The following is a 19,066-nucleotide window of genomic DNA, read 5'->3' as shown; positions in this document are numbered from 1 at the left end:
ATCGCCCGGCGGCGCTTCGCTTGCGCGGGCCTACGGGTGCGGATTCGGGATTGCCCGGCGGCGCTTCGCTTGCGCGGGCCTACAGGGATGATGGCGTGGTTTTGTAGGCCGGGTAAGCGAAGCGCCACCCGGCAAAAATACGCGCGCCCTGCCTGAACAGGGCGCTTTTTACATCAGAAGGTTTCCCAGTTATCACCGCTGTCGGTAACGGCCGCTTTACGCGTCGTGACCGGCGACACCACGGTTTTCACCGCTGCGTTGGCACGGGCTTTCTGCTGCTCTTGCTGAATACGGAACACCGCCACCGCCTGAGTCAGGCGGCTCGCCTGCTCTTCCAGTGCCGCCGCTGCCGCTGCAGATTCCTGCACCAGCGAGGCGTTCTGCTGCGTGACGCGATCCATCTCGGCAACCGCCAGACCCACCTGGTCGATACCGCGGCTCTGCTCGTCAGAGGCAGAGGCGATCTCGCCCATGATGTCGGTCACGCGGGTCACCGCGCTGACGATTTCACCCATGGTCTCACCGGCGCTTTCTACCAGCGTGGAACCCAGCTCAACGCGACCTACAGAGTCTTCGATCAGGCTCTTAATTTCGCGTGCCGCCTGGGCGCTGCGCTGGGCCAGGTTACGCACTTCACCCGCCACCACCGCAAAACCACGACCCTGCTCACCGGCACGCGCCGCTTCTACCGCCGCGTTCAGTGCCAGGATGTTGGTCTGGAAGGCAATACCGTCGATCACGCTGATGATGTCGGCAATCTTTTGCGAACTGCCGGCGATGTCACGCATGGTTTGCACCACGTTATCCACCACTTTACCGCCCTTCTGCGCGGTCTCGGACGCGCTCAGCGCCAGATGGCTCGCCTGACGGGCGTTTTCGGCGTTCTGCTTCACGGTGGCGGTCAGCTCTTCCATGCTCGCTGCGGTCTCTTCCAGCGAGGCCGCCTGCTGCTCGGTACGGGAGGAGAGATCGTTGTTACCCATGGAGATTTCGCTTGCGCCGCTGTAGATGGCGTTCGCGCCATTACGCACGTCGCCCACGGTACGCATCAGTTCAGCCTGCATATGACGCAGCGTATCGGCCAGCTGGCCCATCTCGTTAGAGCCGTCAACTTCGATGCGTTTCACCAGGTCGCCGCTGGCGATGTGGCGAATGCTGTCGGTCAGGCGGTTCAGCGGAGAGATCAGCGAGTGACGGATACCCAGCCAGACGCCGACGATCACCACCAGCACCAGGATCAGCACGCTTAACAGGATCCAGATAGCCTGGCTGTAGGAGCTGTTGCTGTCATCCACGGCGGTCTGATACAGATGATCGTTCTGCTGCAGATAGTTCACGTACTGCTTCTCAAAGCCGTCCTGGTAGCTCTGGGTCGGCTGATCGAAGAACTCGTTGATCTTGCCCGCACCCAGGAGCTGGATCAGTTCGGCCAGCGCACCGTGATAGATATCGTAGTTGCGTTTGATTTCCAGCGCGGCGCCTTCACTCTGGCGCGGGTCGCGCGGCAGAGCTTCGTAATCCGCCCAGTTCTTTTCCGCCTGCTTCAGGGAAGCCGCCGCAATCTGCATCAGATCGTTTACGGTCGCGCCGCTACCGATGTTGTTCTGATCCATCATGTAGCGGATACCCGCGCGGTTCAGGGTGTTACGGGTTTGCAGCAACGCTACCCAGCTGCCGTTAAGCGTGGACTGTTGCTGACGAATGGTTTGCAGGACGGTGAAGTTTTCTTTGTCATGCTTCAGGGCATTAAAGAAAAGACCACCGGATGTGAGCTGTAAAAGGCCAAAAATAACTAAGACCAGCAATAAGCTGGTAACAATTTTGATACGTTTTAACATGATTTCTCTTTCCCACCAGACTGGTACAGAATTTTCGGCCTGAAACAGGAAAACTTTACGGAAATTGTGTTGATGACCGCAGCGATCTACTCCTCTTCTTCTGGCATCCCCGTTCCGTCACCCAGAGCAATAAACTCCTGCAGCAGCGCCGTAAGCTGCTGCATTTTCTCCGGCGTGTATTGCGCCTCAATCCGCTGATAGGCCTCTTCCACCTGCGCCTGGGCGCGTTCATACAGGGCGTTACCCTCTCTGGTGAGCGACACGTACAGCTTGCGCTGGTCGTTGAGCGGCTTTAAGCGCAGCACCAGCCCGTCGCGCTCCATCCGCGTGAGAATGCCGGTCAGGCTCGGGCGCAGAATGCAGGTGCGAAACGCCAGGTCGTGAAAATCCATCGACGGATGTTCCGCCAGCACGCGCACGATCCGCCACTGCTGCTCCGTCAGATTCTGCTGTTTGATAATCGGGCGAAAAAAGGTCATCGCGGTTTCCCGCGCCTGGAGTAGTGCGATAGTTAACGAATCGTGCATGGCGCTCCCACCTCAACATCATTAATAACGAAACAATCAATGCATAACGCTGCATCTGCACGCCAGCGGCGCGACTGAAAAGTCTAACAGATATCACATTAAAACTTTAACTTACTGATATATAACATTAATAACATAAGAATGTAAATTTATTGTTATCGCTATCACAAATTATTTACTTCTGTTTGCCAAACGCACACCGGAGGGATAAAACCTATTCATTAACATATTAATGAACTCAAAACCCGATTCGCGGGCCAGAGGAGAAAGGAATGAAAGGTACTGTTTTCGCGGTGGCACTCAATCACCGCAGCCAGCTCGACGCCTGGCGCGACGCATTTAACCAGCCCCCTTACAACACGCTGCCGAAAACCGCCGTCTGGTTTATCAAACCGCGCAACACTCTGATCCGCTCCGGCGATGCCATCCCGCATCCGGAAGGGGAACAGGTGCTGAGCGGCGCCACGGTGGCGCTGATTGTGGGCAAAACCGCGACAAAAATCCGCCCGGAAGAGGCGGCGGAATACATCGCCGGTTACGCCCTCGCAAACGAAGTGAGCCTGCCGGAAGAGAGCTTCTACCGCCCGGCGATCAAAGCCAAATGCCGGGACGGTTTTTGCCCCGTAGGCGAGATGGCGACGATAAACAGCGTCGATAACCTGACCATCACTACCGAGATCAACGGCCGGGAAGTGGATCGCTGGAACACCGCCGATCTGCAGCGCAACGCCGCCACCCTGCTGAGCGAGCTGAGCGCCTTCGCCACCCTGAACCCCGGCGACGCCATTCTGCTGGGCACCCCGCAGTCCCGCGTGGCCCTGCACCCGGGCGACAGCGTACGCGTGCTGGCCGCAGGCCTGCCGACCCTGGAAAACAGCGTGATCAACGCCCGCGAGCTGCCGGAAAACCGCACCTTTGCCTGGCCGCTCTCCACCAGCGGCACCCTGTTTGCCCTGGGGCTGAACTACGCCGATCACGCCAGCGAGCTGGACTTTAAGCCGCCCACCGAGCCGCTGGTGTTTATCAAAGCGCCAAACACCTTTAACGAACATAACCAGACCTCGGTGCGCCCGGACAACGTCGAGTACATGCACTATGAAGCCGAGCTGGTGGTGGTGATCGGCAAAACCGCCCGCGACGTCTCTGAGGCCGACGCCATGGACTATGTGGCGGGCTACACGGTCTGTAACGACTATGCGATCCGCGACTATCTGGAGAATTACTACCGCCCCAACCTGCGGGTAAAAAGCCGCGACGGCCTGACGCCCATCGGCCCGGATATCGTGGATAAATCGGCGATTGCCGATCCGCACAACCTCACCCTGCGCACCTGGGTCAACGGCGAACTGCGCCAGCAGGGCAGCACCCGGGATCTGATCTTCAGCGTCCCGTTCCTGATCGCGTACCTGAGTGAATTTATGACCCTGCAGCCGGGGGACATGATCGCCACCGGCACGCCGAAAGGGCTGGCCGACGTGCGCCCGGGAGATGAAGTGGTGGTGGAAGTGGAAGGCGTTGGCCGTCTGGTCAACCGGATTGTCAGCGAGGAGACACGGTAATGAAAAAGATTAACCACTGGATCAACGGTAAAAACGTAGCGGGTAACGACTATTTCCACACCACCAACCCGGCCACCGGCGAGGTGCTGGCGGAAGTGGCCTCCGGCGGCGAAGCCGAGATAAACCAGGCGGTAGAGGCGGCGAAAGCGGCGTTCCCGAAATGGGCCAATCTGCCGATGAAGGAGCGCGCGCGCCTGATGCGCCGTCTGGGCGATCTGATCGACCAGAACGTGCCGGAGATCGCCGCCATGGAGACCGCCGACACCGGCCTGCCGATCCACCAGACCAAAAACGTGCTGATCCCGCGCGCCTCGCACAACTTCGAGTTCTTCGCTGAAGTGTGCCAGCAGATGAACGGCAAGACCTACCCGGTCGACGACAAGATGCTGAACTACACCCTGGTGCAGCCGGTGGGGGTTTGCGCCCTGGTCTCGCCGTGGAACGTGCCCTTTATGACCGCCACCTGGAAGGTTGCCCCCTGCCTGGCATTAGGGAACACCGCGGTACTGAAGATGTCGGAACTCTCGCCGCTGACCGCCGACCGTCTGGGGGAGCTGGCGCTGGAAGCCGGTATTCCGGCGGGCGTGCTGAACGTGGTGCAGGGCTATGGCGCGACGGCGGGCGACGCGCTGGTGCGCCATCATGACGTGCGCGCCGTGTCGTTCACCGGCGGCACCGCCACCGGACGGCGCATCATGCAGAGCGCCGGACTGAAAAAATACTCGATGGAGCTGGGCGGTAAATCGCCGGTGCTGGTGTTTGAAGATGCCGACATCGAACGCGCCCTGGACGCCGCCCTGTTCACCATCTTCTCCATCAACGGCGAACGCTGCACCGCAGGCTCGCGCATCTTTATTCAGCAGAGCATCTACCCGGAATTCGTCAAGCGCTTTGCCGAACGCGCCAACCGCCTGCGGGTGGGCGATCCAACCGATCCGAACACCCAGGTTGGGGCGCTTATCAGCCAACAGCACTGGGAGAAAGTCTCCGGCTATATCCGTCTTGGCATTGAAGAGGGCGCCACCCTGCTGGCGGGCGGCCCGGATAAACCATCCGATCTGCCTGCGCACCTGAAAAACGGCCACTTCCTGCGCCCGACGGTGCTGGCGGATGTCGACAACCGCATGCGCGTGGCCCAGGAAGAGATCTTCGGACCGGTGGCCTGCCTGCTGCCGTTTAAGGATGAAGCCGAAGGGCTGCGTCTGGCTAACGACGTGGAGTACGGCCTGGCGTCGTACATCTGGACCCAGGACATCAGCAAAGTGCTGCGCCTGGCGCGCAACATCGAAGCGGGCATGGTGTTTGTGAACACCCAGAACGTGCGCGATCTGCGCCAGCCGTTTGGCGGCGTGAAGGCCTCCGGTACCGGCCGCGAAGGCGGTGAGTACAGCTTTGAGGTGTTCGCCGAGATGAAAAACGTCTGTATCTCGATGGGCGACCATCCGATCCCAAAATGGGGGGTATGAAATGGGCAAGTTAGCGTTAGCAGCAAAAATCACGCACGTTCCGTCGATGTATCTCTCTGAGATCCCGGGCAAAAACTTTGGCTGCCGTCAGGGGGCCATCGACGGACATAAAGAGATCGGCAGGCGCTGTCGCGAGATGGGTGTTGATACCATCATCGTGTTCGACACCCACTGGCTGGTGAACAGCGCCTATCACATCAACTGTGCGGATCATTTTAAAGGCGTCTACACCAGCAACGAGCTGCCGCACTTTATCCGCGACATGACCTACGACTACGACGGCAACCCGGCGCTGGGCCAGCTGATCGCCGACGAAGCGGTGGCAAAGGGCGTGCGCGCCAAAGCGCATAACATCCCGAGCCTGAAGCTGGAGTACGGCACCCTGGTGCCGATGCGCTACATGAACGCGGATAAGCACTTCAAAGTGGTGTCGATCTCCGCCTTCTGCACCGTGCATGACTTTGCCGACAGCCGCAGGCTGGGGGAGGCCATCATCAGCGCCATCGAAAAATATGACGGCACCGTGGCGGTGCTCGCCAGCGGCTCGCTGTCGCACCGCTTCATTGACGACCAGCGCGCCGAAGAGGGGATGAACAGCTACACCCGCGAGTTCGACCGGCAGATGGACGAGCGCGTGGTGAAGCTGTGGCGCGAAGGCCAGTTCAAAGAGTTTTGCAGCATGCTGCCGGAGTACGCCGACTACTGCTACGGCGAGGGCAACATGCACGACACGGTGATGCTGCTGGGCATGCTCGGCTGGGACAACTACGACGGCAAGGTGGAGTTTCTCACCGAGCTGTTCCCGAGCTCCGGCACCGGCCAGGTTAACGCCGTTTTCCCTCTGCCCGCATAAGGACGCCCCATGCCGCACTTTATTGTCGAATGTACCGAGAACATCCGCCACCAGGCGGACCTGCCGGGCCTGTTTGCTCAGGTTAACGAGGCGCTGGCCGCCACCGGGATCTTCCCCCTCGGCGGCATCCGTAGCCGTGCGCACTGGGTGGATACCTGGCAGATGGCCGACGGCAAGCACGACTACGCGTTTGTGCATATGACGCTGAAAATCGGCACCGGCCGCAGCCTGGAGAGCCGTCAGCAGGTGGGCGAGATGCTGTTTACGTTGATTAAAGACCATTTCGCCGCGTTGATGGCAGCGCGCTATCTGGCGCTGTCGTTTGAAATCGAAGAGCTGCACCCGACGCTGAACTTCAAGCAGAACAACGTGCACGCCTTGTTTAAGTAGCCGTCTGCTTGCCCCTCACCCTGACCCTCTCCCCACAGGGGAGAGGGGATAATACCGTCACAGGATACCGCCATGCTCGATAAACACACCCATACCCTGATTGCCCATCGCCTGCATCAGGCGGAACAGACCCGGGAGCAGATCCGTGCGATCTCGCTGGACTACCCGTCCATCACCATCGAGGACGCCTACGCCGTCCAGCGCGAATGGGTGAGCCTGAAGATCGCCGAAGGCCGCGTGCTCAAGGGCCACAAAATCGGCCTGACCTCGAAAGCGATGCAGGCCAGCTCGCAGATCAGCGAGCCTGACTACGGCGCCCTGCTCGACGACATGTTTTTCCACGACGGCAGCGATATCCCCACCGACCGCTTTATCGTCCCGCGCATTGAAGTGGAGCTGGCCTTCGTGCTGGCCAAACCCCTGCGCGGCCCGAACTGCACGATGTTCGACGTCTACAACGCCACGGATTACGTGATCCCGGCGCTGGAGCTGATCGACGCCCGCTGCCACAACATCGACCCGGAAACCCAGCGCCCGCGCAAGGTGTTCGACACCATCTCCGATAACGCCGCCAACGCCGGAGTGATCCTCGGCGGTCGCCCGATCCGCCCTGACGAGCTGGATCTGCGCTGGATCTCCGCCCTGCTCTACCGCAACGGCGTGATCGAGGAGACCGGCGTCGCCGCAGGCGTGCTGAACCACCCGGCGAACGGCGTGGCGTGGCTGGCGAACAAGCTGGCACCCTACGACGTGCAGCTGGAACCCGGCCAGATCATCCTCGGCGGCTCCTTTACCCGTCCGGTGGCGGCGAGCAAGGGCGACACCTTCCATGTCGATTACGGCAACATGGGCTCCATCAGCTGCCGCTTTGTCTAAGGAGACGACCATGGAAAACGCCTTCAAAAACGCGCTGAAAGCGGGCAAACCGCAGATCGGCTTATGGCTGGGGCTCACCAGCAGCTACAGCGCCGAACTGCTGGCCGGAGCCGGTTTCGACTGGCTGCTGATCGACGGCGAGCACGCCCCCAACAGCGTGCAGACCGTTCTGACCCAGCTGCAGGCCATCGCTCCCTACCCCAGCCAGCCGGTGGTGCGCCCGTCGTGGAACGATCCGGTGCAGATCAAACAATTGCTGGACGTCGGGGCGCAAACCCTGCTGCTGCCGATGGTGCAAAACGCCGACGAAGCGCGGCTGGCGGTGCGCTCGACCCGTTATCCACCTGCGGGCATTCGCGGCGTCGGCAGCGCCCTGGCCCGCGCCTCGCGCTGGAACCGCGTCCCGGATTACCTGCAGCAGGCCAACGACGCCATGTGCGTGCTGGTGCAAATTGAAACCCGCGAGGCGCTAAAAAATCTGCCGCAGATCCTGGATGTCGAAGGGGTGGACGGGGTCTTTATCGGCCCGGCGGATCTCAGCGCCGACATGGGCTTTGCCGGTAATCCGCAGCACCCGGAGGTGCAGGCCGCCATTGAACAGGCCATCGCGCAGATCCGTGCTGCGGGCAAAGCGCCCGGCATTCTGATGGCCAACGAACAGCTGGCCCGTCGCTACCTTGAACTCGGGGCGCTGTTTGTCGCCGTCGGCGTGGACACCACCCTGCTCGCCCGCGGCGCCGAAGCCCTGGCAGCACGCTTTATCGATACCCCGGTTACGTCAGTTAATAACAATAAATCCGTCTACTAAACGTAAGATCTGGAGCGCACCATGACGACCCTACAAACTCAAGACACTAAAGCCGTTGAACATCGCGTGATCAACAAGCTGTTTCGTCGCTTGATCGTGTTTCTCTTTATCCTGTTTGTCTTTTCGTTTCTCGACCGCATCAACATCGGCTTCGCCGGGCTGACGATGGGCAAAGATCTGGGCCTCACCTCCACCATGTTTGGCCTGGCCGCAACCCTGTTTTACGTTACCTACGTACTGTGCGGGATCCCCAGCAACATCATGCTGGCGAAGATCGGCGCCCGCCGCTGGATCGCCGGGATCATGGTGGTGTGGGGCATCGCCTCCACCTGCACCATGTTCGCCACCAGCCCGCAAACGCTCTACGTCCTGCGCATGCTGGTGGGCATTGCCGAAGCCGGTTTCCTGCCGGGGATCCTGGTCTATCTCACCTGGTGGTTCCCCGCCTATCACCGCGCCCGCGCCAACGCGCTGTTTATGATCGCCATGCCGGTGACCATGATGCTGGGCTCGATCCTCTCGGGCTATATTCTGGCGATGGACGGCCTGTGGAACCTGAAGGGCTGGCAGTGGCTGTTCCTGCTGGAGGGGCTGCCGTCGGTGGTGCTCGGCGCGGTGACCTGGTTCTTCCTGAACGACACGCCGGATCAGGCCACCTGGCTGGACGATGAAGAGAAGCAGACCCTGAAGACGATGATCGCCCGGGAGCAGGAGAACGCCATTGCCCACGCCGCGACACCGCGCTCGACGCTTCGCGAGGTATTGACCCCGGCGGTGCTGCTCTACACCCTGGCCTACTTCTGCCTGACCAACACCCTGAGCGCCATCAACATCTGGACGCCGCAAATCCTGCAGAGCTTTAACACCGGCAGCAGCAATATCGTGATTGGCCTGCTGGCGGCGATCCCGCAGTTTTGCACCATCCTCGGGATGATCTGGTGGAGCCGCCGCTCCGACAGGCTGAAAGAGCGAAAAAAGCACACCATCCTGCCGTATCTGTTTGCAGCGGCGGGATGGCTGCTGGCGTCGGCGACCGATCACAGCCTGATCCAGCTGCTTGGCATCATCATGGCCTCAACCGGATCGTTTACCGCCATGGCGATCTTCTGGACCACCCCGGATCAGGTTATTAGCCTGCAGTCCCGGGCGGTGGCGCTGGCGGTGATCAACGCCATCGGCAACGTCGGCTCCGCCGTCAGCCCGCTGCTGATCGGCATTCTGCGCGACGCCACCGGCAGCTTCAGTTCCGGATTGTGGTTCGTGGCCGGGCTGCTGGTGGTGGGAGCGCTGGTGCTGACGCGTATTCCAATGACCCGGCAGGAGAGCCGGGAAAGCGTGCCGGACATGGCGACGCAGAAGATCCACTGAGGAGCAGCTATGTGCCAGAGCCCGATTGCCAATATCGACATCAGCAAAGAGTACGACGAGAGTCTGGGTACTGACGATGTGCACTACCAGTCCTTTGCCCGCATGGCGGCCTTTTTTGGCCGCGATATGCAGGCCCATCGCCACGACCACTATTTTCAGATGCACTTTCTTGATACCGGGCAGATCGAGCTCCAGCTGGACGATCACCGCTACTCGGTGCAGGCTCCGCTGTTTGTCCTTACCCCGCCGTCGGTGCCGCACGCGTTTTTCACCGAATCGGACAGCGACGGGCACGTGCTGACGGTGCACGAAGATCTCATCTGGCCGCTGCTGGAAGTGCTCTACCCCGGCACCCGGGAGACCTTCGGGCTGCCGGGTATGTGCCTGTCACTTGCCGATAAGCCGGACGAGCTGGCGGCGCTCAGCTATTACTGGCGGCTGATTGAACGGGAGTCCACCGGGGATCTGCCCGGACGGGAACATACCCTGGTCCTGCTGGCGCAGGCGGTGTTCACCCTGCTGCTGCGCAACGCGAAGCTCGACGATCATGCGGCTAACGGCATGCGCGGCGAGCTGAAGCTGTTCCAGCGCTTCAACCAGATGGTCGACGGGCATTTCCACCAGCACTGGACGGTGCCAGATTACGCCAGCGAGCTGCACCTCACCGAATCGCGCCTGACCGACATCTGCCGCCGTTTCGCCAACCGCCCGCCGAAGCGGCTCATCTTCGACCGCCAGCTGCGTGAAGCCAAACGGCTGCTGGTCTTTTCCGACAGCGCAGTGAACGAGATCGCCTGGCAGCTGGGATTTAAAGACCCGGCCTATTTCGCGCGGTTTTTTAACCGGTTAGTGGGGTGCTCGCCGAGCATGTATCGGGCGCAGAAGGTGCCGGTGTCTTGACTCCTCTGCGGCCTGTTCCCCGGTGGCGCTGCGCTTACCGGGGCTACGAATCGTAGGCCGGGTAAGCGTAGCGCCACCCGGCAGGCAAACCGCACCGTTCCCCTCACCTGGTCTTTTCCAACAGCGTGGTGAATTCGTCATCGTAAAAAGGATGGGATTGACTTCTTATTCACAAGGTTGTTTACTTTTTTTATTATAGTGACACCTTGAGTGAATCTATGTCATCAAAATTAAACTGGCTGCTGCAAAACACCCCTCCCGGAAATCTGGTTCTGCAATCCTGGCTTACCCGGAACAACATCTCTCCATCCCTGGCATTTAAATACGCCCAAAGCGGCTGGTTAACCAAACTGCGTGCCGGTGTTTATGCGCGCACGGGGCGTGAACCAGACTGGAGCGATGCGCTGGCATGTCTGCAAAACCAGCTTGTAGCCCCTGTTTATCTGGCCGGATTAACCAGCCTGTCATGGCAAGGGCGCTCCCATTACCTGCAGCTTAAACAAGGTCAGTGCTGGCTTAGCGCTGAGAACAAAACGATATTGCCTAAGTGGTTCAAGGAGTTTCCCGGTGTTGAATGGCAGGTCATATCAGGCCTGAAACTTCCTCAAATGGATGAAAAGTTTCTTACTGAACTGGAGATACAAGGCAAAAAATTAACGGCCAGTACGCCCGAACTGGCCGCCTACGAGTTGCTAAGCACAGTGCCGCAGAATATTTCATTTGAGCATGCCGCCGAGATTTTTCAGGGGCTGGTTAACCTCAATCCGCGCAAAGTTGAAAGGTTGCTTACCCTCAGTAAGGCTGTTCAAACCAAGCGTCTGTATCTATTTTTCGCCAGTTACTATGAACATGCCTGGCTCAAACGCATAGATACCAACAGCATTGATCTGGGATCGGGCAACAGACAAATCGTTGCTAATGGCAAACTGAACACGCAATACCACATCACCGTACCCGAAAAATTCACTATGAAGGGAAGAAACTATGGATAGAAGCTCCCCCTATTATCACCAGGTCGCTCTGCTGGTGCGTACATTGCCCTGGGTCGCTAAAGAGAACTGTTTTGCACTGAAAGGAGGAACGGCGATAAATTTGTTTATTCGCAACTTCCCCCGATCGTGAGTTGATATCGATCTTGCCTACATCCCCCTTGAAACCAGAGAGGTCATTCTACCTAAAGTACGAGAAGCGCTCAGCCGCATTGCCGCTAATCTGGAAGTACAAGTCGGGGTCCGTTCAGTGCTACAGGCGAATAACGCTAACGAGATGCGAATTATTGTCACTACTACCGCCAGTTGTCCGAAGTTCTTAGCCTCCGCTGGAAAGATATCACCGAACCTTTTCAGAATGAATTCTGCGGCATGACGTTTGCAGCTACCTCCCAGAATGAATTAGTCGCCGTTCCGGAAAGAATGCTAAAGGCGTTGAAAGAACATTTCACACAGCGAGATTTCGATTTTTTAATGTCGTTTAAACGCGGGATCCCTGACTGGAATTTAGCGCCAGAAAGTCATATGCAAAATTTACCCGCCGTTCAATGGAAATTGCGAAACATTGCCAAAATGTCAGAAGAAAAACGCATTCAGTCGCAGGAGAAATTGAAAAGGGTGCTGGAAGAGTGGACTAGCTAACTGATTAAGTCACGCTATTCCCCGGTGGCGCTGCGCTTACCGGGGCTACGAATCGTAGGCCGGGTAAGCGTAGCGCCACCCGGCAGGCAAACCGCACATGATCAATGCACGGTCAGGTACGGTTCCTTCACATACTCCGCCACCATATTCACAACATCATGCAGTAGTCCCGTTAAGGATTTTGCCAGCGGAGGCGGCAGCATGTTGCCCAGCACTACCTGGGTGAGCGCCTGGGCGTACTCCACCGGCGTGACAGTCTCCTGCCAGCAATGAGGCATGCAGGACGTGATGCTTTCACCCGCTACCAGTTGCTCGACGAGATACGGCGGTAAGTCCTCATCACACAGATAACGAAGCTGGTTTAACGCCTGCAGCAGACGTCCGCAAAGTGCATTGCGCGTTTCATCGTCGTGGGTATCGATAAGGACACAGACAAATGCGGCGCACGCATCTGCAACGTCGAAGAGATCTGCCGAGGCCGGGAGGGGTTGGGTGATTATTTGGTGGATAACGTCTTCGTCGAAGTGGGAGTAAGACGGGGTTGGGATTGTAGTCATTAAATAACCTCCATGTGTATTTATTAGCACCACCAAAGTTCTCACGCCCTGGTGGTGACGCTGACGGGGGTGAGAACCGGCACACATGACCCCGGCCAACCGTAAGGTTGCCCCGCCAGCGTCGCCGTGATTTTAACGACATGTACGCTAGTACGGTACTTAAACCGTATAATCATATGTTTTCAGGTTCTCACGCCCGGCTGCGGTTATCGCCGCAACACAGGCACCTTACGACTCCACGCCGAGGAAAAAAAGACAAAACCCCGCGTTTCATCGGGTTACTTATGACTTTGCGAGCATGCTTCCAGAAGCTGGTGGTTATTAAGACACGCGGCATGATCCCCGAAACCTTTTCCAATATAAATGGGTGTTTATACCAACCCAAAACCTCACTTCGAATATCTATTAATAATGTGTAGTTATATTCTGAAAAAATAAGCATTCATTTCCCTTTAAAACGTATGGGCATAAAGTCCCCAAGGGAAGATGACTTTCCGTCTTAAAAATGAGGAAAGATTAGATGAATGAAAACACTAAAGATTTAGGTATTAAAGAGGTCCGTTTCTATGCTGTGACCGGCGCTAAAACTAAAGACAATGGCATCATAATTGGCACATCAAGCCTTACTAGTTACGGCAAGAATACGGTGCTGCAAAACGACATTGTCACCTATCCTGATGGCACTACAGCATTCGTTATGCCAGACCCCACAACGCGAATGACTACTGTAGTTAACGGAAAAACGCTGTCCGCTGCCGCAAGCGGTACGTTTATAAGCAACGGCGATGTCATCACGGATGCTGGGCAAACATCAATTGCCCTGGTCACCTTCGAAAATAACACATGTATGTGCAGCGTTATGGATGAAGAGGAATACGACGAACTGAAAGCAAGAGGGGTTATCAGATGAGTAGTATGATAACTAAACACACCATATGGACAGGTGATACCACCAGCCACGGTGGCACACTTCATGATGGCTGCGAGAACGATACTTATAACTACACTCACCGGGCTGTTCTGGTAGGCCACAAATTCTGGTGTCCACAATGCATGTGCTGGTCGAAATTCGTTGAAGGTACATCTCGCTACACTGTTCACGGCAGGGCTCGAGTACTGGAAGGCCACAGGTCTTCCTGTGGTGCTTTCGCTGTCCACCGCCTCGGCATTCCTTATACCTGCGACGATCTTCCTAGTGGAAAACAGAGTGAGTATGTAATGGCGAGTGATGCCCAAAAAGCCGCACTTGCAAACCAGCAAAGCGATGGTGGTTATTCACATCATTTTTATATCAACAATTCAGGATCCACCCCTCTCGGATACGTCATTTTCAAACAAGATGCAGTGCTGGAAATTGGTGCCGCCTCAAAGAATAAATACAGCGGCTCCGGCACTCATACAAAAGTGACTACATCAATGAGTGAAAAAGTTTTTGTGGCTATGCGAGCACCAAAACCTCTGCTGAAATAAAGGGACAATTATGGCAATGCAGATACCGGGTGTAGATAAAGACCTCTATTTTCTGATGGAGGATGCTAAGACCAGACCTAACGAAATGAACTCACGCAGTGAGGTTGAATTACAGCCAATTCGTTTAACCGACATCCCAAAGGTAATGCGTAAGATTGGCTGGAAAAAATCAGCTCAAATGATGGATCGGTGGCTTAATTCTCCAGGGTGGAAATGCCCAGATACATGGAAAGATGGCAGCGGATTACCTAAGGGCCTTTACATCCCCGATCAGCATTGTGACGACTCAATCATTAGAATGTCATGGTTAATGCAATACCCGTCAGCAGTTAGTTCCATGCGTACGCTGATGGCAAAAGCATGCTCACCTGCATCAATGACAATGACCGCAAATCGCCTGAAAGCGCTTGGGTGGAGCGGCAATGGTGCCTATACCTTTGGCCGCCGAAACCTGATAGGCAGGCCATCGATGTCTGCTCGAGAACTGGAGCAGAAATATCAGAATAATTTTGAGTCCGTCGGCGGTAACTTCGTCATGCATATGTTCGATACACTGGACGATGTGTATGGCGCTCTCGGTACGTATTCCCTGAAAGTTGCGGTAATCGGCACCGCATTTCAACACAGCGATGGTAAGCGCTATCTCGAAGCTCAATGGGCAGGCATTTACGTCAAAGATTTCTATGATTTCAATAACAATGGAGCATGGGATCAGCCCTTAGGATACTGGACTGATGAGGGGATTTTACGCCGGGCTGATTCTGCGGTTTCTACAATCACCGGGCAAAAAATTTACTTCAAAAAACGAATACGAAAGGTGTCAGCAGTCCATAACTCTGACTTTCTTAAATACCGTGAAGCCACCGGAAAAGGCGGCGACTTCATAGTGTTCTCAGACGTGTATTGGGAAAAGATAAGCGGCATTTACGAACTCCCCTGGGAAGCGTAATCATCCAATAATAGGGCCGCTGATATCGCTGGTCCTGTAAAGCAGGAACGTAATGCCTGCAAGATAAAAGGCGAACAGGCAATAGATAAAACGCCTTTTATCTTGCGTATCCGTCAGTACTGTCCCGCAAAACGTACCGAGATAAAAAATAATCGCCACTAAGGTCGCTGCGACTGTGGTTATATAACTCATCCCGCTCATCACCCCTGTGTACGGGAAAACCAATACACGCAGGAATGACGGCATTATCAGCCCAAAAGGAACGAATATCAGTATCCAGGCGGTAGCAAACCGTTTGAACTTAATTAACCTCTGTAACAACTCGCAGATAACAATAGCGAGTAAGCCACCCGCCGCCAGCGCAATAACATCAGGCAGAATTTCCATCACACGTTCCATCGTCCTTTACCCACCCTAATCCATAAAAAATATGTGGCTATATTAACGTGATTTTAAGCAGTTCTGAATCGCGACATATCCCGAGCTTCTTATCCACCCAGGTTAATAGATCGTACAGTTCCAAGCCACATGTTTCCCCTCACCCTAACCCTCTCCCCATAGGGGAGAGGGAACAAACCGGCACACTCATGTAGGCCAGGATCGCTACGCTTCACCCGGCAGACAGACCGCACTGACCTGCAGCCTGACAGCCATGATGGACGCCAAATAAGACCGAATAAAAAAGCCCGCATTTTGCGGGCCATCAGCAGGAAGTTAATTACTCTTTCTGGCTAATTTGGCCAGAAACTCAAATGTTGCGACAGAAACTATGCCGACGATGACATTCAGGAACACATAAATATACAGCCAGGCATTTTCCCGGTTGTCAGAGTAGTAATCCGCATACAGAGTGAAATCATCATGATTAAACCGGGTCATAAATCTGGCAATGGGTACTCTCAGGCTTTCAGCCAGTGGATCAAAAATGCCGCTTATCAGGAACAGAAATGTAATTGCCAGAAACAGGAAAATACGAAGCAACCATTTAAGGGGCCTTAACATTACAAACTCCATTTGTATTGCCAATCACGGTAATATCGCCGTAAGCCCACAACTCACTCCCTCCCAAAATTTTATGTTTATGCGCCCGCAGAAGCGCGGCTCTTACGAGGTAAAAATCCACGTTACGGAAGAACGTAACACAACCCTCACTAATTCCTGAGCCGTCCGGGCGGGGCGGATGTAGCCGGAAATGTTTTCGGTTGTAATGGAAAGTACCGACATCAAACCGCATAACATCATCAATCACGCCATCTTTGCGAAAGAGTGCAAACCAGTCGTAATAATTATTGCCAGTGAAGGCATGTTTTAGCCAGCTTTCTGCACGCGAACGCGCCCCGCCTGTTGGCCGGTCAACAATCCAGTAACTACCCGGCGGAACGGCTGCATTTGATAGATACGAGCATTCCGGTTTATTCGCTAACTCACCAAGACCACTAAAAACGGGGAATGACCCCACGCCGCCTACATCGAGACGTGCCACCCGGCCATCATCATAAAAATTATTAAAGTCCAGCCGACAATGGATCATGCCGTCATCCTCTGGTTCCACGAGTCCGTGAATTTGATATTACCGTCGAGATATAGCCAGGTAATTCTCTCGTATGCCAGCGATATTGATTCAGTAGGGTTACTGCTTAAACCAGATGCACTCTTGAAATTATGCATTACCGGTGTTACCGCCACGATTTTCACATTTTCGAGGATAAAGTGCATAAACTCCTCCTCTACACCTGCGTCACTGATGCGATACCATTTAATTATCGCCTTTTGAAGAGGTTCACCGGTCGATACGGCACGGTAAAGAAACGGCGTGGATTTATCAAACTCCTTAGTGACACTTAACTGGTCATGGACGCGAGTACCGGTCAGCCGGCCCATGTTGTAATCGTAGGGAATATGTACACCGTGATTAAAGCTCTGCATTTCTATTGCACCTTCACGGCTCAGGACCTGGCTTCCACCAGGGATAAGCGTACCGGACTGGTTATAAAGCCAGAGATAAGCGGGAACGGCCATAATACTCTCCTTGTTTATTTTATGCTCAATCCTTATTAATCCTTTCTCAAAAAAATATCGTGCTAAATCGTATGGTTATTTTCTGAATTTTTGGCCGTCATCATCCGTTCAGTAGTCCGGTGCAACCCACCCTTAAACCCCACCCCGATCACAATTCTCAAACCCGCCTGAAAAGTACCCGTCGTTGACCCATTCGTCCCTTCACGGCCCGCCTCTCTCACGCTTCAATTAAACAACAAAAACAACACATAAATTTAACAACCCTATTCCGATACGAGGTCCCTATGAAACCTGAAGATTTCCGCGCGAGCTCCCAACGACCGTTAACCGGCGAAGAGTATCTGAAGAGCCTGCAGGATGGCCGTGAGATCTACATCTACGGCGAGCGCGTGAAAGATGTGACCACCCATCCGGCGTTTCGCAATGCGGCGGCCTCGGTCGCGCAGCTGTACGATGCGCTGCACAAACCTGATATGCAGGACACGCTGTGCTGGAACACCGATACCGGCAGCGGCGGTTACACCCATAAGTTCTTCCGCGTGGCGAAAAGTGCCAGCGATCTGCGCCAGCAGCGCGACGCCATCGCCGAGTGGTCCCGCCTGAGCTACGGCTGGATGGGACGCACCCCGGACTACAAAGCCGCCTTCGGCTGTGCGCTGGGCGCTAACCCGGCGTTTTATGGTCAGTTCGAGCAGAACGCCCGGAACTGGTACACCCGCATTCAGGAAACCGGCCTGTACTTTAACCACGCTATCGTCAACCCGCCGATCGATCGCCACAAACCGGCCGACGAAGTGAAAGACGTCTACATCAAGCTGGAAAAAGAGACCGACGCGGGGATCATCGTCAGCGGCGCAAAAGTGGTTGCCACTAACTCGGCGCTGACCCACTACAACATGATCGGCTTTGGCTCGGCGCAGGTCATGGGCGATAACCCCGACTTCGCTTTAATGTTTGTCGCACCGATGGATGCCGAAGGGGTGAAGCTGATCTCCCGCGCCTCTTACGAACTGGTGGCCGGCGCGACCGGCTCCCCTTACGACTACCCGCTCACCAGCCGCTTTGACGAGAACGATGCGATCCTGGTGATGGATAATGTGCTCATCCCCTGGGAGAACGTGCTGATTTACCGCGACTTCGACCGCTGCCGTCGCTGGACCATGGAAGGCGGTTTCGCCCGCATGTATCCCCTCCAGGCGTGCGTGCGCCTGGCGGTGAAGCTCGACTTCATCACCGGGCTGCTTAAAAAGTCGCTGGAGTGTACCGGCACCGCCGAATTCCGCGGCGTGCAGGCCGATCTGGGCGAAGTGGTGGCCTGGCGCAACATGTTCTGGGCGCTGAGCGACTCCATGTGTTCCGAAGCCACCCCGTGGGTCAACGGTGCTTACCTGCCGGACCACGCGGCGCTGCAAACCTACCGCGTGATGGCCCCGATGGCCTACGCGAAGATCAAAAACATTATCGAGCGCAACGTCACCAGCGGCCTGATCTACCTGCCGTCCAGCGCCCGGGATCTGAACAATCCGCAGATCGACAAATACCTGGCGAAATACGTGCGCGGCTCTAATGGCATGGACCACGTGGAGCGCATCAAGATCTTAAAACTGATGTGGGATGCCATCGGCAGCGAGTTCGGCGGTCGCCACGAGCTGTACGAGATCAACTACTCCGGTAGCCAGGATGAGATCCGCCTGCAGTGCCTGCGCCAGGCGCAGACCTCCGGCAACATGGACAAGATGATGGCGATGGTCGACCGCTGCCTGTCTGAGTACGACCAGAACGGCTGGACGGTTCCGCACTTGCACAACAACACCGATATCAACCTGCTGGACAAGCTGCTGAAATAAGGCAGCGG

20 protein-coding genes and 1 pseudogene are annotated in these 19,066 nt (G+C 56.0%); 14 read left to right on the top strand and 7 right to left on the bottom strand.

Annotated elements, in window-relative coordinates:
* Positions 1–173: 173 nt before the first annotated feature.
* Positions 174–1,838 (bottom strand): methyl-accepting chemotaxis protein, encoded by a 1,665-nt coding sequence (gene tsr, locus FFB58_RS15545; RefSeq protein ID WP_039030492.1) that lies wholly within the window; start codon positions 1,836–1,838, stop codon positions 174–176.
* An 86-nt stretch (positions 1,839–1,924) separates the two neighbouring features.
* On the bottom strand, positions 1,925–2,365 hold the full coding sequence (hpaR, locus tag FFB58_RS15540) for a homoprotocatechuate degradation operon regulator HpaR (RefSeq protein ID WP_138370367.1): 441 nt from the start codon (positions 2,363–2,365) through the stop codon (positions 1,925–1,927).
* A gap of 272 nt (positions 2,366–2,637) precedes the next feature.
* Here hpaR and hpaG point away from each other — a divergent pair, with 272 nt between their 5' ends.
* The 10 genes and pseudogenes from hpaG to FFB58_RS15490 all read left to right on the top strand — a co-directional run bounded on the left by hpaG (position 2,638) and on the right by FFB58_RS15490 (position 12,216).
* On the top strand, positions 2,638–3,924 hold the full coding sequence (hpaG, locus tag FFB58_RS15535; RefSeq protein ID WP_138370366.1) for a 4-hydroxyphenylacetate degradation bifunctional isomerase/decarboxylase: 1,287 nt from the start codon (positions 2,638–2,640) through the stop codon (positions 3,922–3,924).
* Positions 3,924–5,390 carry a 5-carboxymethyl-2-hydroxymuconate semialdehyde dehydrogenase gene (gene hpaE / locus FFB58_RS15530; RefSeq protein WP_039030495.1) on the top strand — a complete coding sequence of 489 codons (1,467 nt, stop codon included), beginning with the start codon at positions 3,924–3,926 and terminating at the stop codon, positions 5,388–5,390. The genes hpaG and hpaE overlap by 1 nt, the downstream gene beginning before the upstream one ends.
* Before the next feature lies 1 nt (position 5,391).
* Positions 5,392–6,243: a 3,4-dihydroxyphenylacetate 2,3-dioxygenase gene (gene hpaD / locus FFB58_RS15525; protein WP_138370365.1), complete on the top strand. Its 852-nt coding sequence runs from the start codon at positions 5,392–5,394 to the stop codon at positions 6,241–6,243.
* A gap of 9 nt (positions 6,244–6,252) precedes the next feature.
* A complete protein-coding gene (locus FFB58_RS15520; protein WP_138370364.1) occupies positions 6,253–6,633 on the top strand; it encodes a 5-carboxymethyl-2-hydroxymuconate Delta-isomerase in 381 nt (126 codons plus the stop codon).
* A gap of 72 nt (positions 6,634–6,705) precedes the next feature.
* The gene (hpaH, locus tag FFB58_RS15515) at positions 6,706–7,509 is read left to right on the top strand and encodes a 2-oxo-hept-4-ene-1,7-dioate hydratase (RefSeq protein ID WP_039030498.1); all 804 of its coding nucleotides are present in this window, start codon (positions 6,706–6,708) and stop codon (positions 7,507–7,509) included.
* Between the two features lie 10 nt (positions 7,510–7,519).
* Positions 7,520–8,317, top strand: coding sequence for a 4-hydroxy-2-oxoheptanedioate aldolase (hpaI, locus tag FFB58_RS15510; protein ID WP_138370363.1), 798 nt, complete (start codon positions 7,520–7,522; stop codon positions 8,315–8,317).
* Between the two features lie 21 nt (positions 8,318–8,338).
* Positions 8,339–9,685, top strand: a complete 1,347-nt coding sequence (hpaX, locus tag FFB58_RS15505; protein ID WP_138370362.1) for a 4-hydroxyphenylacetate permease — start codon at positions 8,339–8,341, stop codon at positions 9,683–9,685.
* A gap of 9 nt (positions 9,686–9,694) precedes the next feature.
* Positions 9,695–10,585, top strand: a complete 891-nt coding sequence (gene hpaA, locus FFB58_RS15500; protein ID WP_138370361.1) for a 4-hydroxyphenylacetate catabolism regulatory protein HpaA — start codon at positions 9,695–9,697, stop codon at positions 10,583–10,585.
* Between the two features lie 218 nt (positions 10,586–10,803).
* On the top strand, positions 10,804–11,577 hold the full coding sequence (locus FFB58_RS15495; RefSeq protein ID WP_138370360.1) for a type IV toxin-antitoxin system AbiEi family antitoxin: 774 nt from the start codon (positions 10,804–10,806) through the stop codon (positions 11,575–11,577).
* Positions 11,570–12,216: pseudogene (locus FFB58_RS15490) on the top strand (nucleotidyl transferase AbiEii/AbiGii toxin family protein). Before FFB58_RS15495 ends, FFB58_RS15490 begins: the two are co-directional and overlap by 8 nt.
* A 101-nt stretch (positions 12,217–12,317) precedes the next feature.
* Here the strand turns inward: FFB58_RS15490 and FFB58_RS15485 are convergent.
* Complete coding sequence (locus FFB58_RS15485) at positions 12,318–12,773, bottom strand: hypothetical protein (RefSeq protein ID WP_138370359.1); 456 nt, start codon at positions 12,771–12,773, stop codon at positions 12,318–12,320.
* A 520-nt stretch (positions 12,774–13,293) separates the two neighbouring features.
* Here FFB58_RS15485 and FFB58_RS15480 point away from each other — a divergent pair.
* Genes FFB58_RS15480 through FFB58_RS15470 form a run of 3 tightly spaced genes read left to right on the top strand, consistent with a single transcriptional unit; the run spans position 13,294 to position 15,192 of the window.
* Entirely contained in the window at positions 13,294–13,683 is a 390-nt protein-coding gene (locus tag FFB58_RS15480) for a hypothetical protein (RefSeq protein ID WP_138370358.1), read from the top strand.
* A 5-nt stretch (positions 13,684–13,688) separates the two neighbouring features.
* Complete coding sequence (locus FFB58_RS15475; protein ID WP_171029966.1) at positions 13,689–14,243, top strand: PAAR domain-containing protein; 555 nt, start codon at positions 13,689–13,691, stop codon at positions 14,241–14,243.
* 10 nt (positions 14,244–14,253) lie between these two features.
* Positions 14,254–15,192, top strand: a complete 939-nt coding sequence (locus FFB58_RS15470; RefSeq protein ID WP_138370356.1) for a DUF6402 family protein — start codon at positions 14,254–14,256, stop codon at positions 15,190–15,192.
* Here the strand turns inward: FFB58_RS15470 and FFB58_RS15465 are convergent, their stop codons facing one another.
* The 4 genes from FFB58_RS15465 to tssD form a co-directional block, all read right to left on the bottom strand.
* Positions 15,193–15,579, bottom strand: coding sequence for a hypothetical protein (locus FFB58_RS15465; RefSeq protein ID WP_138370355.1), 387 nt, complete (start codon positions 15,577–15,579; stop codon positions 15,193–15,195).
* A gap of 327 nt (positions 15,580–15,906) precedes the next feature.
* Positions 15,907–16,194: a hypothetical protein gene (locus tag FFB58_RS15460; protein ID WP_138370354.1), complete on the bottom strand. Its 288-nt coding sequence runs from the start codon at positions 16,192–16,194 to the stop codon at positions 15,907–15,909.
* Complete coding sequence (locus FFB58_RS15455; protein ID WP_138370353.1) at positions 16,178–16,723, bottom strand: DUF2778 domain-containing protein; 546 nt, start codon at positions 16,721–16,723, stop codon at positions 16,178–16,180. Before FFB58_RS15455 ends, FFB58_RS15460 begins: the two co-directional genes overlap by 17 nt.
* Complete coding sequence (gene tssD / locus FFB58_RS15450; RefSeq protein ID WP_138370352.1) at positions 16,720–17,211, bottom strand: type VI secretion system tube protein TssD; 492 nt, start codon at positions 17,209–17,211, stop codon at positions 16,720–16,722. Before tssD ends, FFB58_RS15455 begins: the two co-directional genes overlap by 4 nt.
* Before the next feature lie 284 nt (positions 17,212–17,495).
* Here tssD and hpaB point away from each other — a divergent pair, with 284 nt between their 5' ends.
* Positions 17,496–19,058, top strand: a complete 1,563-nt coding sequence (hpaB, locus tag FFB58_RS15445; RefSeq protein WP_138370351.1) for a 4-hydroxyphenylacetate 3-monooxygenase, oxygenase component — start codon at positions 17,496–17,498, stop codon at positions 19,056–19,058.
* The last annotated feature ends 8 nt before the right edge of the window (positions 19,059–19,066 follow it).

This window comes from Enterobacter sp. MF024 (assembly GCF_005843915.1).
Classification (GTDB): domain Bacteria; phylum Pseudomonadota; class Gammaproteobacteria; order Enterobacterales; family Enterobacteriaceae; genus Enterobacter; species Enterobacter barmai.
Note: the sequence above shows the minus strand (reverse complement) of the source record. Positions and strands in the feature narration are given on the sequence as shown.

What these genes read in the sequence shown, in the direction of transcription:
- tsr (WP_039030492.1), bottom strand. Translation starts at nt 1,838, where the DNA reads ATGTTAAAACGTATCAAAATTGTTACCAGCTTATTGCTGGTCTTAGTT.
- hpaR (WP_138370367.1), bottom strand. Translation starts at nt 2,365, where the DNA reads ATGCACGATTCGTTAACTATCGCACTACTCCAGGCGCGGGAAACCGCG.
- hpaG (WP_138370366.1), top strand. Translation starts at nt 2,638, where the DNA reads ATGAAAGGTACTGTTTTCGCGGTGGCACTCAATCACCGCAGCCAGCTC.
- hpaE (WP_039030495.1), top strand. Translation starts at nt 3,924, where the DNA reads ATGAAAAAGATTAACCACTGGATCAACGGTAAAAACGTAGCGGGTAAC.
- hpaD (WP_138370365.1), top strand. Translation starts at nt 5,392, where the DNA reads ATGGGCAAGTTAGCGTTAGCAGCAAAAATCACGCACGTTCCGTCGATG.
- FFB58_RS15520 (WP_138370364.1), top strand. Translation starts at nt 6,253, where the DNA reads ATGCCGCACTTTATTGTCGAATGTACCGAGAACATCCGCCACCAGGCG.
- hpaH (WP_039030498.1), top strand. Translation starts at nt 6,706, where the DNA reads ATGCTCGATAAACACACCCATACCCTGATTGCCCATCGCCTGCATCAG.
- hpaI (WP_138370363.1), top strand. Translation starts at nt 7,520, where the DNA reads ATGGAAAACGCCTTCAAAAACGCGCTGAAAGCGGGCAAACCGCAGATC.
- hpaX (WP_138370362.1), top strand. Translation starts at nt 8,339, where the DNA reads ATGACGACCCTACAAACTCAAGACACTAAAGCCGTTGAACATCGCGTG.
- hpaA (WP_138370361.1), top strand. Translation starts at nt 9,695, where the DNA reads ATGTGCCAGAGCCCGATTGCCAATATCGACATCAGCAAAGAGTACGAC.
- FFB58_RS15495 (WP_138370360.1), top strand. Translation starts at nt 10,804, where the DNA reads ATGTCATCAAAATTAAACTGGCTGCTGCAAAACACCCCTCCCGGAAAT.
- FFB58_RS15485 (WP_138370359.1), bottom strand. Translation starts at nt 12,773, where the DNA reads ATGACTACAATCCCAACCCCGTCTTACTCCCACTTCGACGAAGACGTT.
- FFB58_RS15480 (WP_138370358.1), top strand. Translation starts at nt 13,294, where the DNA reads ATGAATGAAAACACTAAAGATTTAGGTATTAAAGAGGTCCGTTTCTAT.
- FFB58_RS15475 (WP_171029966.1), top strand. Translation starts at nt 13,689, where the DNA reads ATGATAACTAAACACACCATATGGACAGGTGATACCACCAGCCACGGT.
- FFB58_RS15470 (WP_138370356.1), top strand. Translation starts at nt 14,254, where the DNA reads ATGGCAATGCAGATACCGGGTGTAGATAAAGACCTCTATTTTCTGATG.
- FFB58_RS15465 (WP_138370355.1), bottom strand. Translation starts at nt 15,579, where the DNA reads ATGGAAATTCTGCCTGATGTTATTGCGCTGGCGGCGGGTGGCTTACTC.
- FFB58_RS15460 (WP_138370354.1), bottom strand. Translation starts at nt 16,194, where the DNA reads ATGTTAAGGCCCCTTAAATGGTTGCTTCGTATTTTCCTGTTTCTGGCA.
- FFB58_RS15455 (WP_138370353.1), bottom strand. Translation starts at nt 16,723, where the DNA reads ATGATCCATTGTCGGCTGGACTTTAATAATTTTTATGATGATGGCCGG.
- tssD (WP_138370352.1), bottom strand. Translation starts at nt 17,211, where the DNA reads ATGGCCGTTCCCGCTTATCTCTGGCTTTATAACCAGTCCGGTACGCTT.
- hpaB (WP_138370351.1), top strand. Translation starts at nt 17,496, where the DNA reads ATGAAACCTGAAGATTTCCGCGCGAGCTCCCAACGACCGTTAACCGGC.